General features: G+C 47.2%; 12 protein-coding genes. 1 reads left to right on the forward strand and 11 read right to left on the reverse strand.

Going from position 1 to position 14,176, the window contains the following annotated elements:
* Positions 1-35 precede the first annotated feature (35 nt).
* From KP625_RS06420 to KP625_RS06465, 10 genes are all read right to left on the reverse strand, one after another.
* The gene (locus KP625_RS06420) at positions 36-437 is read right to left on the reverse strand and encodes a hypothetical protein (RefSeq protein ID WP_238299826.1); all 402 of its coding nucleotides are present in this window, start codon (positions 435-437) and stop codon (positions 36-38) included.
* A gap of 284 nt (positions 438-721) precedes the next feature.
* Positions 722-3,415 (reverse strand): GH36-type glycosyl hydrolase domain-containing protein, encoded by a 2,694-nt coding sequence (locus KP625_RS06425; protein ID WP_238299827.1) that lies wholly within the window; start codon positions 3,413-3,415, stop codon positions 722-724.
* Positions 3,416-3,595: 180 nt separating this feature from the next.
* Complete coding sequence (locus tag KP625_RS06430) at positions 3,596-4,210, reverse strand: ATP-binding cassette domain-containing protein (protein WP_238299828.1); 615 nt, start codon at positions 4,208-4,210, stop codon at positions 3,596-3,598.
* The gene (locus tag KP625_RS06435) at positions 4,197-4,973 is read right to left on the reverse strand and encodes an ABC transporter permease (protein ID WP_177970048.1); all 777 of its coding nucleotides are present in this window, start codon (positions 4,971-4,973) and stop codon (positions 4,197-4,199) included. Before KP625_RS06435 ends, KP625_RS06430 begins: the two co-directional genes overlap by 14 nt.
* A gap of 2 nt (positions 4,974-4,975) precedes the next feature.
* Positions 4,976-5,992: an ABC transporter substrate-binding protein gene (locus KP625_RS06440; protein WP_238299829.1), complete on the reverse strand. Its 1,017-nt coding sequence runs from the start codon at positions 5,990-5,992 to the stop codon at positions 4,976-4,978.
* An 83-nt stretch (positions 5,993-6,075) separates the two neighbouring features.
* Positions 6,076-6,321 (reverse strand): TM1266 family iron-only hydrogenase system putative regulator, encoded by a 246-nt coding sequence (locus KP625_RS06445; RefSeq protein WP_177981561.1) that lies wholly within the window; start codon positions 6,319-6,321, stop codon positions 6,076-6,078.
* Between the two features lie 71 nt (positions 6,322-6,392).
* Entirely contained in the window at positions 6,393-6,761 is a 369-nt protein-coding gene (locus tag KP625_RS06450; RefSeq protein WP_177970046.1) for an ArsR/SmtB family transcription factor, read from the reverse strand.
* Between the two features lie 17 nt (positions 6,762-6,778).
* Positions 6,779-8,647, reverse strand: coding sequence for a heavy metal translocating P-type ATPase (locus tag KP625_RS06455; protein WP_238299830.1), 1,869 nt, complete (start codon positions 8,645-8,647; stop codon positions 6,779-6,781).
* A 71-nt stretch (positions 8,648-8,718) separates the two neighbouring features.
* Positions 8,719-8,937: a cation transporter gene (locus KP625_RS06460; protein WP_117780764.1), complete on the reverse strand. Its 219-nt coding sequence runs from the start codon at positions 8,935-8,937 to the stop codon at positions 8,719-8,721.
* Between the two features lie 98 nt (positions 8,938-9,035).
* Positions 9,036-10,859, reverse strand: a complete 1,824-nt coding sequence (locus KP625_RS06465; RefSeq protein ID WP_238299831.1) for an OPT family oligopeptide transporter — start codon at positions 10,857-10,859, stop codon at positions 9,036-9,038.
* A 154-nt stretch (positions 10,860-11,013) separates the two neighbouring features.
* Here KP625_RS06465 and KP625_RS06470 point away from each other — a divergent pair, with 154 nt between their 5' ends.
* The gene (locus KP625_RS06470; protein ID WP_238299832.1) at positions 11,014-11,613 is read left to right on the forward strand and encodes an AAA family ATPase; all 600 of its coding nucleotides are present in this window, start codon (positions 11,014-11,016) and stop codon (positions 11,611-11,613) included.
* Between the two features lie 109 nt (positions 11,614-11,722).
* On the opposite strand, the gene KP625_RS06475 is transcribed toward KP625_RS06470, so the two are convergent.
* Positions 11,723-14,173, reverse strand: a complete 2,451-nt coding sequence (locus KP625_RS06475) for a cation-translocating P-type ATPase (protein ID WP_370641430.1) — start codon at positions 14,171-14,173, stop codon at positions 11,723-11,725.
* Between the last annotated feature and the right edge of the window lie 3 nt (positions 14,174-14,176).

Consider the following 14,176-nt stretch of genomic DNA (forward strand, 5'->3'; position numbering starts at 1 on the left):
TTTTTCCCTTTCTTATTCGTATAGATTACATTGATTTATTTTGCAACGTTTGCCAATTCCACTAATTGTTCTGAGTCAAGTGGCAGAATCGGGGAGTTATCATCACAGGTGTCACGGTTTTCCACGATCACAACTTCACCATCCGTATCCATGATATGGTTATGCCAGGTGCCTTTCTTGATGTTGTAGATTTTGTGTGGCTCCATGTGTACGGCTGTGATCTTGCCCGGCTTGTCCCCCTCACCTGCCAGGAACAATGTACAATGTCCCTGTACCAGCACGAATACCTCATCTGTATACAAATGCTTCTGCATCGTCTTAACATTCTCGATCAGCAGATCATCACAGAACTTTAAGACTGCAACTCTCCAGCTTTCGTAATCGACAAGTGGTTTGTAGCCTTCTGGCTGAAAATCTATAATTTCAATTCCTTCCATGTTCTTTTCCTTTCTATCTGTTCCGGTGATGAAACCTCTACACTATCTGATAGTTCCATAGAATACGCAATTCAACGCAGACTCGCTCTCGCTCACTTCCACACGCAACAGACACTAAACTCCCTGTGTCTTCATTCTTCAGACACAGCTCGTTAAGTGCTGGCGTGTTCCAATGGTCTGCGTATAAATTGGTATTCTATGAAACTATAATCCACTTATATGTGGTTTCATCACCGCATCTACAAAGTATCAATAACAAATAACACGTGCGTCATTTTTACCTTCTATGCAAGTGTCACCTCGATCGTATGCTGTGCATCCTTGGAGAGTGCCTCGATATCGACGCGCTTAATGACTGGTGTGGCATCGAATGCATATGCAGTGCCATCGATTGTGATTGCACTTACCTTGTAATCGGCAGGTGCCTTCTTCTTAGCATTCTTCATAACGATCTTGACATTTCTGTCTGCAAAGATCATCGAAAGTCCGGCTTCACCATTTGCATCAAACTGCTCCGGAAGAAGCTGTGGTACGAATGCCAGATCTCCCATCTGTCCACGCACACCAAACATCTGTGTGATAACAGTCACTAGCAGCCAGCTTGCAGCACCGGTCAGATAGTGGTACACGCCACGTCCCTTGGCATCCACATACTCCGGCACACCCGGATAGATGCGGCTCTTCTCAACATCGTTGCAGTGCTCAAATAATGTATGAAATACTTTATACGCTTCCTTCGCGAAGCCTCTCGTATAAAGTGCATTTCCAAACATCGTTGCCATGTGACAGAACACGGCACCATTTTCCTTGTGGCCATACGCGAATCCAAACATACGTCCAAGATCCATCTTTACCTCATGGAAATCGGTGTTCAGACGGTAACCTCCAACAGAAGCATCGTACAGATACTTATCTGCGGACTTCACGATCTGGGCCACCTGATCTTCCGTTGCTGTCTTCGACATGATTGTGAATACCTGAGATGTAAGCATCATACGGACACCACCACATACATCGCCCTCAACTGCCTTACCGGAATTATCATAATAGCCATTGAAGAAGCCGTCGCCTTCGGCTGTCTGTACCCACTCCGTCTTGCGGATATGCTCACGCATCCAGTCCGCCTTCTCTTTTAGGTTTGCAGCAAGCTCTGCTACAGGAATCTCTACCTTCTCACCGGAAAGTGTATGTCTGCATGTCTCGCAGTAATTCATCAGAACTTCTCGTTTCTTCGCCACATTCTCATACAAATCTGCACCGGATACGAGAAGCTGCCGCATCTCCTTTGCGATCTTGACAGTCTTTTTACCGGATGCCTCAAACGCTACAAGCAGTCCTGCAATGTGGTCCATATTGTCTGCATACATCGTTGTAAAAGCCACACTCTCGCCACGCTGTGCAGCCATATCAAGAGCGTCGTTCCAGTCCGCACCACGCAGGCGGATCTCGTTATGCTCTCCGACATCATAGAACGAAGACAGATTCTGGATGAGCAGATGCTCTAACAATGTTCCGGAGTATACATTTCCTGCTACATCCTTCTGCTTTTCGCCCTGTGAGATATCCCAGTCTGTATCGCGATCCTCACCACGACAGATCAGAAGATCCTTGAAGTATGTATTTTCTTCTAACAGGATATCCAAATCTCCTGTCTGATTGATATAAAGCTCCGTTGTAAGATATGGCCATACGCCGTGATCCATCCATACACGCGCGATACCATTACGGTCAGCGATAAATTCGCCCTGCTTGCTTCCGATGATGGTTGCATTTGTACCATCGAGACGCACACCACCAAAGTTGTCGATCAACATCTGACGCACGCCATCCGGATTCATAATAAGAAGTGCCAGACAATCCTGCCACAGGTCACGCCATCCACGGCCGCCCTTACCATAATCATGATGTGGAAGGAACGAACATCCATAGATACGACGCAGCATTGGCTGGAAGCTTACCCACTTCATCCACTGGTCGAAATCCTTGTTGCCTGTATGGTAAGAGACATTGACCTTCTCCTGCCAGTATGCGATTGTCTCGTCCCATGCCTTGTCAAATGCCTTGACGCTCAGGAACTTGTTCGCAGCCGTTGTAAGCTCCTCTGCGCTGTCGCCATAGCCCATTGCGATCACATAGGAGATCGTCTCACCGGCAGCAACCTTCTTCTCTGCGAATACAACACCGCCCAATGCTTCGTAGCCGTCGATGCCTTCGCCCTTTGCATATGGGACAAGTGGATTCTTGTAAAGTGCACGTGGGTTCTCCAGATTTCCGCCCTCACCGATGAAATCTTCCACGATTGGGTAGTAACCGATCGGTGTCTCATTCTCATTTCCGCCAAACACACCATAGTTGATCTCGTTGCGCTTATGTCCACGCTCATCAAATGTCATCGTCGGCTTTACAAGGATACCTGTCTCATTCGTTGTGATACGATGAAGCAGAGCCGTTACATGACGATGGTCACGGATATTGTCTGCGGATCTTGCGTAAAGCGGAATCGCAGTTACGACCTGCATTGTCATTTCCTTGTCTGAAATATTCGTAAGTTCTACCTTCAGAAGTTCGAGCTTCTCACCGCTGATCGGGGATACGCTGGAAAGAGATGCCTTCACACCGTTTCTCTCGGACGTGCGTGTGATCTTGTGATGCATAAAGCCTGCCTCCAAATAGGTCGGCTCCTTGTCCTCTGTAAAAAGCTCTGCCTGCTGGGTTGCGGAACGTCCGGTCAATGACCAGAGTGTCTTTCCGTTAATCTTGCACCATACATTTCTGGATGACTTGTCATTGTGCAGATTCTCACAGCTCACCGGTGGCATCAGAAAAGAATTCTGGCTCATCTTTGAGTCACCTGCAAGATCAGGTGCAACCGAACTCATAACCCCTGATTCATTTGCGATTGGAAAATAAAGATAACTAAGCATCTCTGGATTCTCCATAGTAAAGTCGCCCTGATTTCCTACATAATTAATCTTCATTTCAACACTCCTTTTTATAAAAATTCTTATATATTTCTGTTTTTTATAGTTGTCCGACAACCTTTGTCTACAACTGTCTGCGCGCAATCACGCACACTATAATTATATCGTATTTTCCCACATAAGAAAAGAGACATCTATCATTTACGTCTCTTTTTTAGTAAAATTTTACTCACGATTTTATTTTTCATTTGCCTGTGTCAGTTTCCAGATATTCCTACCAAAGAAATCCGCTTCTGCAGCATCATGTGTCACCAGAAATGTCGTCCTACCTGTGGTCTTTTCCTTCACATACTGCATCACGTTCTGCTTTGTCGCGGCGTCTAATCCTTTGAATGGTTCATCTAAGATCACACAGTCCGCATCGTACAATAACGCGCGAAGCAAAGCGATTCGCCGCCGCATGCCACCACTTAATTCCATGACATTCTGTTTTAAGTCTTCCACCGTAATACCAACCTGCGCAGCTTCCTGTTGTATGATATGTTTCTGTGCCTCCTTTTGCGCACGTGTCGTCTTACGTTCCAGCACAAGTGCAATGTTCTCATAAGCAGAAACATCCACGCACAGCCGGTCCTCCTGAAATAATACGGCAGCCTTTTCCGGCATTCCGATGACTTCACCATTATCCGGCATTTCTAATCCGAGCAGAATCCGAAGCAAAGTCGTCTTGCCACAGCCGGACGCTCCCATAATCACGGTTGTTTCTCCCATGGGAAACTCTTTTGAGACACAATTAAGCACATGCTTATCACCATAGTTTTTCGATATGTTTTTTATACTAACGTTCTGCATCCGTATCCTCCATAAAACGCGAGCTCAGCTCAAGCACCCTTGACAGCCCTGCCAAAAACACCTTCTCTGCCACCACACTGATCACGACAATGATCACCGTCCACGCAAGCAGATCGTCGGTATCAAGGTATATTTTTGCTGTATAGAGCATCTTTCCGATTGAGCCATTCGGCACGCCGATGATTTCCGCCGCGATGCCTGCCTTCCATGCCATACCGGTTGTCACACGGCAGGCGGAGAGAAGAAACGGGCGAAGTTTCGGAAGCTCGATATAACGGAAACGTTTGAGCCAAGGTAGATGAAAGACCGTTGCTACCTCCTGCATCTTGCGGTTTTCTGCGCGCAGTCCTTCTAAGACATTCTGGTATATGATCGGAATTACGATCAAAAATGATATAAACACCGACAGATTCCGCGCGGACAGCCAGATCAGGCAGATCACGACGAACGATGCCACCGGTACACTTTTGATTGTCGCCATCCACGGCCACAGCAAGGTCTCTGCAACCGGGTACTTTGCCGCCAGATAAGCAAGCAGACAACCAAGAATCAAGCCAAGCAAAAAACCGCCTGCAATATGGTAGAACGAAAACCATATCGCACGCGCAAAGCCCTCCACCTGCCAGATCGTGCAAAGCCTTTTTGCAACTGCAACCGGGGTTACAAGCAGGATTCGCTGGTGGATGAGAAGTGCTGCAATTTCCCAAAAAGTGAGTGCAAGCAACGCTGCACCCACTTTCTTTAATCCTTCTTTATAGTTCATATTTACAGTCCATAATAAAAATCATCGGTCGGAAGTGTACCGCCAACAGCCTGCGGGTTCTCATCAAACAGAATCTGCAGATATCCGCTGACACTGTCCTTCATTTCCTGCCCTTTCAAAAAGGTGATATGGCATTTCGGAATCGCCTTTTCTGCGAGCGGTGCCTTCGCCACGATGCCATATCCGGCGATCAGCTCTGCCGCATCAGCTACATTGTCATTCGTGTAAGCAACAGAAGCCTCATATTCAGAAAGGAATGTCTCAACCGCCTGTGGATGCTCCTTCACGAAATCCGTCCGGGCAACAACCACACCCGTTACGATATCACAATCCTCAATCTCATCCCATGCATCATTTAAGTCGATTGCGACACGCAATCCGTCAACCTGTCCCATTGCGGCTGTCGCAAATGGCTGTGGCAGCATAGCGATTGCTTCGGAATCCTTTGCAATATAAGACAGTGCTTCGGTTGTATCCGCACACCACTGGATTGTAAGTCCGCTGTCCGGATCAATGCCATTTTCCTTCAGGATATGGCGCAGTGTGTACTCCGGTGTTGCACCCTGTCCGGTTGCATACAGCTTCTTTCCTGCCAGATCCTTGATGCTCTGTACGCTGTCTCCACGCTCCACGATGTTTAAAACACCCAGTGTGTTGACTGCAAGGATCTGTACGCCACCGTTCGTATTGTTATAGATCACAGAAGCCAGATTCGATGGAACCGCAGCAATGTCGATATCTCCCTTTGTGAGCGGTGCCACAAACGTAGATGGATCCGTCGACAAATCTGCAAATTCATATGTGCCCTTCGCAGTTTTCTCTTCAGAGTCCTTCATCAGCTTAACCATACCCATCGCGGTCGGACCGGACATCGCACCGACACGAACTGTCACATTGTCCGTCTCCTCTTTCCTGCCGCACCCTGCCAAAAGCGTGCAGAACATAGAAAGAGCCAGCAACAAAGCAAATACTTTCTTCACTGCCGGTCTCTTCTTTGCATTTCGTCTCATCTCGTTCATAGATTTGCTCTCCTTTAATTAAATATTAGGTAGCACACTGATGCATGCATAGGTCATCACGCTCCGCGTGGTGACATAATATATTAGATCTTAGCTGTATTGCATTTCGCAGTCACACCATCGATCATCCCTAATTTGCCGGAAAGCGCACTGGTACAAGACATCGGCGCATCCATAACGACGGATATGATAGAGACACCCTTCTTCTCATACGGAAGTCCCATACGGCCGATGATATAGTCTGCATATTCGTGCAGAACCGCATTCACCTTCGCCGCCTGTTCTCTCTCATATACGATAATGCTGATTACGGAAATTCGCTTCTCCATAGTACCCTCTTTGATTACTCGCCTTTCCACGCGGGACGAACCCTTGTGCGTCAGAACGAAATGAAACAACTTTAATCTTCTTCGATATGCTCGCACCCCTGTGCGATAATTGTGCGGACATGTTCATCCGCCAGAGAATAGAAAATGGATTTTCCTTCTCTTCGGTTCTTCACCAGTTTATTCTGTTTCAAGATACGAAGCTGATGTGAGATCGCGGACTGTGTCATGCCGAGTGCTTCAGCCAGATCACACACGCACACCTCCGCCTCAAATAATACGAACAAAATCCGTATTCTCGTTGAATCGCCAAACACCTTGAACAGCTCCGCCAAGTCATACAATTCTGTCTCGCTTGGCAGCTTCTCATTCACAATCTTCAGCAGATCCTTGTGTACCTCGTGACTCTCACAACATTCTATCATTTTCTGTGTATGTGCCATAGTATCCTCATTTCACACTAAAGTTTCTTTACAAACAATGTACGAATCGCATTTAACACTGCCAGTATCATAACTCCGACATCTGCAAAAATAGCAAACCACATATTTGCAATACCAAGTGCGCCGAGTACCAGACAGATTACTTTAATACCAATCGCAAAATAAATATTCTCATATACGATACGAAGACATTTTCTCGAGATCCGGATTGCCTTCGAGATCTTCAGCGGATCGTCATCCATCAATACGATGTCTGCAGCTTCAATCGCCGCGTCCGAACCAAGCGCGCCCATCGCAATACCGATATCGGCACGCGAAAGAACCGGTGCATCGTTGATGCCGTCACCCACAAATGCAAGTTTATCCTTTTCCGGCTTTTTCGTCAAGAGTTCTTCAACCTTTTCCACCTTATCGCCCGGAAGCAGTTCACTGCATACTTCGTCGATGCCTAGCTGTGCGGCTACATGCTCTGCCACATTCTTCGCATCGCCGGTCAGCATAACGGTTTTCTCTATACCGGACTTCTTCAGTGCCGCAATTGCTTCTGCCGCATGCTCCTTAATGACATCCGAGATCAGGATATGTCCGGCGTATTGTCCATCAATCGCCACATGTACGATTGTTCCGACATGGCTGCACTCATGATACTCGATACCAAGCTTCTGCATGAGCTTTGCATTTCCGGCTGCAACAACCTTTCCATCCACCTTTGCTGTCAGTCCATGACCACCGATTTCCTCCACATCACTGACACGGTTCTTATCGATCGGCTTGCCATACGCACGCTGTAAGCTTTTGCTGATCGGATGGGTGGAATAACTCTCTGCAAGGGCTGCATATTCAAGCAGCTCTTCATCCTTATATGGACTGTGGTGGATACCATTTACTTCAAATACGCCCTTCGTCATCGTACCGGTCTTATCGAATACGACGATCTTCGTCTGCGACAATGTCTCTAAGAAGCTTGAGCCTTTGACAAGGACACCTTCCCGGCTCGCGCCACCGATACCTGCAAAGAAGCTGAGCGGGATACTGATTACCAGCGCACACGGACAGCTGATTACAAGGAATGTCAGGGCACGGTATACCCAGTCGCCCCATTCCGGCGCAAGCCCCATAAATGCCATCCGCACGATCGGCGGCAGGATAGCAAGCGCCAAAGCACCATAGCAGACTGCAGGTGTATAAACCTTCGCAAATTTCGAGATAAAGTTCTCGGAACGGGATTTTCTTGAACTTGCATTCTCTACTAGTTCCAAAATCTTCGATACCGTCGACTCGCCGAATTCTTTCGTCGTACGGATCTTTAAAAGGCCGGTCATGTTGATGCATCCACTGGTGATCTCATCATCCACGCTGACTTCGCGCGGTACACTCTCACCGGTCAGTGCACTTGTATTTAAGGATGATGTTCCTTCGACAACGACACCATCGATTGGCACCTTCTCACCCGGCTGTACGATGATAACCGTACCGATCTCGATCTCATCCGGATCGACCTGCTCGAGCTCTCCGTCCTTCTCTACATTCGCATAATCCGGGCGGATATCCATCAGTTCACTGATATTCCGGCGGCTCTTGCCAACGGCATAGCTCTGAAACAGCTCTCCGATCTGATAGAAGAGCATAACCGCAGTGCCTTCCTTGTAATCACCAAGCGCAATCGCGCCGATGGTGGCAACTGCCATCAGGAAATTCTCATCAAAAATCTGCCGGTTTAAAATTCCCTTCCCCGCCTTCTTCAGGATATCATATCCGATCACCAGATATGGAATCATATACAGTCCGAACCGCACATATCCTTCTACCGGGACAAACTGCAATGCGATTACCAATACCGCTGCAATAATGATTCGAACCAATACCTTCTTCTGCTTCTTCGTCATAGCCGTCACTTCCTATCTCTGCCTGCCTCTTCTACTTACTTATGCACACATACCGCATCTGTCCGGATCTCTTATAAGAAGATCTCGCAGTCATCCTCAACCTTCTTGCAGTTCTTCAGAACGTCCTTCATAACTGCCTTTGCATCTGCGCCTTCTTCAAACTCTACAATCATCTTGAGTGCCATAAAGTTTACAGTTGCGTCCTTGACACCGGCTGTATTCTTCGCAGCGTCCTCCATCTTATTTGCACAGTTTGCACAATCAACATCAATCTTGTAAGTCTTCTTCATCTTCGTATCTCCTTTTTAATAACTCTTGCTTCATATGAACAATTATTCATATGTTTGCATTTATTATAGCATTCCCTTTTCAGATGTCAACTGTCAATTTACATTTTTTCCTGTTTTTTTATTTCACAAATCATTACAACAAGCAGAATTAAAAATGCCGCCAGACTCCCGGCTGATCCCAGGCTGACTCCATACACGGATAAATCAAACTTCGTACTTATGCCAAGCACGGTCGTTACCGCAAGCAAGATTCCAATTAATCCCTCTCCTGCAATTAATCCGGAAGAAAACAAGATTCCATCCTGCACATATGTCTCATTTTTCTTCCGCTCATAGAACAGACGCAGCAGACCACCAACCATGATGGCTGTCGACAAGTGGATTGGCAGATACAATCCAATAGAAAATGGCAATACCGGGATCCCGACGATTTCCACCGCAACTGCGATAAACACACCAATCAAAATCAGGCTCCATGGAAGATAATCACCCATTACACCTTCTACAACAAGCTTCATCAACGTCGCTTGCGGTGCCGGAAGCTCCGAATCACCGAAACTCCATGCTGCCTGCAAGAGATACAATACACCGCCGATTGCAAGCCCGGATACAGCCGCTCCAATCAGTTCCCCAACCTGCTGTTTCCACGGTGTCGCTCCAACGATAAATCCGGTTTTTAAATCCTGTGACGTATCACCTGCCATCGCCGCAACAATACAGATGACCGTTCCCATCGAAATCGCAACGGTCATCCCCTTTAACCCGTTCTGACCGGTTAGTTTCAGCACGAAGGATGAAAGCAGCAATGTTGCGATTGCCATGCCGGATACCGGATTGTTCGAAGAGCCGACAAGACCGACCATCCGCGCACTGACGGTTGCAAAGAAGAATCCAAACACTGCAATAAAAAGTGCCATCGGTACAGACAGCCGGATCTGCGGCATCACGCACAGGATCAATAAGATTGCCACGATTCCAATAATCACATACCGCATTGGAATATCTCGCTCCGTCCGTTCCTTTCCCGCACTTCCGTAACCACGCACCGCCTTGCGGAAAGTCGTCACGATCAGCGGCAGCGTCTTTACAAGACTGATGATTCCTCCTGCCGCAACTGCTCCGGCTCCAATATAGCGGATATAGTTTCCCCACAACTCCCATGTGGATAATGTCTCTATCGCCTTTGTTGCCGGAAACAGGATATTAGCACCTCCAACCAGTACAAATGCAGGCATCAGCACAAGCCAGCCAAGCACAGCCCCGCTCAAGAGATACGAAGAAACTCGTGCACCGCAGATATATCCTACACCGACCAATGCCGGGAGTACATCAATACCAAAGCCTGCTCCGCGCAGCTTCCGGCTTTTAAAATCCACTTCACTCGGAAACAGCTTCAATCCATCTGCTAAGAATTTATAGATGGTTGCTGCGAGCAATCCTTTTAATACCTTCTTCGCTTTTTCGCCGCCCTCTTCTCCCGCAAGCAATACCTTCGAACAGGCAGTTCCTTCAGGGTATGGCAGACGTCCGTGTTCTTCCACGATTAATGCATGGCGAAGAGGTACCATGAAAAGCACGCCAAGCAAACCGCCACTTATGGCAAGCATCGCAATCGTAAAAAAAGACGGCATTGCCGTGCCATGCTCCTTCGCCCACATAAACAGTGCCGGAAGTGTAAAGATCGCGCCTGCCGCCAGTGATTCTCCTGCGGAACCAATCGTCTGTACCATGTTATTTTCCAGAATCGAATCCCGTTTTAACAGCAAACGCACGATTCCCATCGAGATCACGGCTGCCGGGATGGATGCCGATACTGTCATACCGACACGTAATCCCAGATAAGCATTCGCCCCTCCAAATATAACAGCAAGCAGCACCCCTAAAATAAAGGATGTCGGTGTAAATTCCATTGTTTTCTTCATTGTCTGTTTCTCCCTATTTTTTCTTCTTCACAAATACAGTTTTTCCTATTTTTTCTGCATACATACATTGACTTTTTCCATCCTTCTTATGTATAATTATGGATAGAAAACGCAAAAGACAGACTCATTTCGCGACAGAAGGGAGCGTATATTTATGAACAAACAGGTCATTATTTCAATCGGACGAGAATATGGAAGTGGCGGACATGTGATTGCTGAAATGATTGCCAAGCATTACAACATCCCACTTTATGACAGAAACATTTTAGACGAGCTTTCTAAGGAAACCGGAAATTCTTACGATGTCTATAAAAAGTACGATGAAAAGCCAGCCAATCCATTTATAACAAGAACGGTTCTGGGACAATCGAATTCCGTAGAAAAAATCATAGCAGAAATGCAGTTTAATTTTCTAAAGGAAAAGGCAAAAAGTGGTGAGTCCTATGTTGTGCTCGGTCGTTGTGCAGAAGATATCCTGCAAGACAACAAGGGACTGATTTCCATCTTCCTGGTTGGTGATACCGATGTGAAGCAACAACGAATCATGGAAGTCAATCATGTATCTGCAGAAGAGGCACTCACAAAGATGAAACGCCACGATAAAAGCCGGAAACAGTACCACAATTCCTTCTCTTCCGGCAAATGGGGAGATTCCCGCTACTATGATGTCTGCATCAACACAAGCCGTCTGGGACTGAAAGCTTCTGCGGAAGAACTGATTCGCTATATTGATGCCAGAGTGGCAGCCATGTAATATATCTTACGGCATTCAATCATTTCTATCAACAGAATATAAAAATAAAGAGAAATCCGGACCATGGGCACTCCCCATTGTCCGGATTTTTCTTTTTATCATTCGTTAATTATCTGCGAAGTCTGCGTTTTTGTTTGTATCCTGTGTACCGGCGTTTTCTCTCATAATATGCCCGTAACTTTTCTGCAACCAGAGTAAGATACCGGAATAAGGATTCCGCTGCAAATCCGAACACAACCATCAACAATATACACCGGTTTGACATATCACTTAGTGCAAACAGCTTCTTCAGGAATATCCCGGAGAATACAAGTCCGAATATATTCAGGAAGATCACGCCGTACTTCATCTTATTGAGCGGTTCGCTGATCTTAAATAAAATCATAAATCCAACAACCGACAAAACCAGTGTTGAGGCTGTCGCCACACTCGCATCCGGAAGTCCGAATACCGATCCAAGCATGACAAGGGCTCCGACTGCAATCACATCGGTCAGACCGCCCGGCAGTGCCTTAAGCAGCACATTCGTGATAAACCTGCCTTCAATCCGGTTCTTGTTCGGCTCTAATGCAAGCAGGAATCCCGGTGCGCCGATTGTGAACATACTGATCAAGGATACCTGCGCCGGTTCAAGCGGATATGTGATCATCAAAACCATCGAGAATACTGCCATCAACAGAGAAAATATATTCTTTACAAGGAACAAACTCGCTGACCGCTGTACGTTATTAACGACACGCCTTCCTTCATACACAACATCCGGCATATGTGCAAAATCCGAATCCAGCAATACAACCTGTGCTGCCTGCGCTGCTGCCTCACTTCCCGATGCCATCGCCACGCTACAGTCTGCATCCTTCATCGCTAAAATATCATTGACACCATCCCCGGTCATCGCAACTGTATGTCCTTTGATCTGCAATGCCTTCACAAGCTTCTGTTTCTGCTTCGGTGTCACACGTCCAAAGACCGTGTACTGCTCGACCGCATCCCTAAGCTTCGCCGCTGTATCAAGTGTAGTCGCATCCACGTAATTCTCTGCGCCCAGGATTCCTGCCTGCAGCGCAACCTCAGAAACTGTTCCCGGATTATCACCGGAGATAACCTTGATTGCCACGCCCTGATCGTTAAAATATTCGAATGTCTGCTTCGCATTTGCCCGGATCGGGTTCGCAAGCACGACAAATCCAAGTGGAATCACTTCTTCGGTAAGTCCATGCTTTAAATCGGTTCCTGCATATTTCGCAAAAATCAGGACACGGTCACCGGTTTTTGTGAAGGTTGAAATTTCTTTTTCCACGGTTGCATACGCATCACCCATGACAAATTCCGGCGCCCCTAATATATACGTTCCCTCGGTAAATACGATTGCACCGTATTTCGTCGTCGAAGAAAACGGATACCGTTCCACAACGGTCCGGCTTGGTGCCACACTCTCATTTCCGGCAAATGTCCGAAGCGCCTGCATCGTTGCATTGTTGTCGTTCGATGCAAGGGTATAATCCACAAGTAATTCCTGCAATTCCTCCGGTGTGTGCAGTAAATTTTTTCCATTCTTGCTACATATGATCTGCTTGACATTCATCGTCGGCTCGGTGATCGTACCGGTCTTATCCACGCACAGCACATCGACACGCGCAAGTGCTTCGATGCTCTTCATATCATGCAGCAGCACCTTCCGGCTGGCAAGCTTCATGGTGCTGAGAGCCAGTGCGATTGTCGTAAGTAAATATAATCCCTCCGGGATCATACCGATGATCGCCGCAACCGTTGCTGTCACACTCCGCCGGATCGTCTCGTGGTTGATAAAATGGCTCTGATAAAACAGTAGAAGTCCAATTGGGATGATAACGATACCAACCCATTTGACGATCTGGTTGATTGAGCGGATCATCTCGGACTGCTCGCCGCTTCCCATCGTCTTTGCTTCCTGTGAGAGCTTCGCGATGTAGGATTCATTTCCGACGTGCGTGAGTTCGGCATGGCATTGTCCCGATACGACAAAGCTTCCTGAGAACAGTTCGTCGCCGGGATTTTTCTCTACCTCGTCCGCTTCTCCGGTAAGCAGCGATTCATTGACCTGCACGTTTCCTTCCACAACGACTGCATCTGCGCAGATCTGGTTGCCCGCCTCCAAGATGATCTCATCATCCTGTACGAGCTGTTCGGTTTCAATCTTCTGCTTCACGCCGTCCCGCACGACGATGGCGTGCGGTGCATTCAGCAGGTTCATCTTGTCCAGTGTCCGCTTCGCGCGGATCTCCTGTATAATTCCAATCAATGTATTGCCGATGACGATCGGCAGGAAGGTCAGGTTCCGGAAGGAACCGACCAGACAGAGTAAGACCGTAATGATCAAAAAGATCAGGTTAAAATATGTGAATGTATTGGAGACGATAATCTCCTTCGTTGTTTTATCGGTAGACAGGTCGCTCTCGTTCGTTAGTCCCTGATCGATCCGCTCCTGTACTTGTTGCTGCGTAAGTCCCATAATCTTCTCCTTTTTGAAAATACCCTTGCTGCATCCTGCAATCTGATTCTGTATAGTATATTCCTGCAACTA

Origin of the sequence: Eubacterium sp. MSJ-33 (assembly GCF_022174665.1) — a bacterium.
Taxonomy (GTDB): domain Bacteria; phylum Bacillota; class Clostridia; order Lachnospirales; family Lachnospiraceae; genus Coprococcus_C.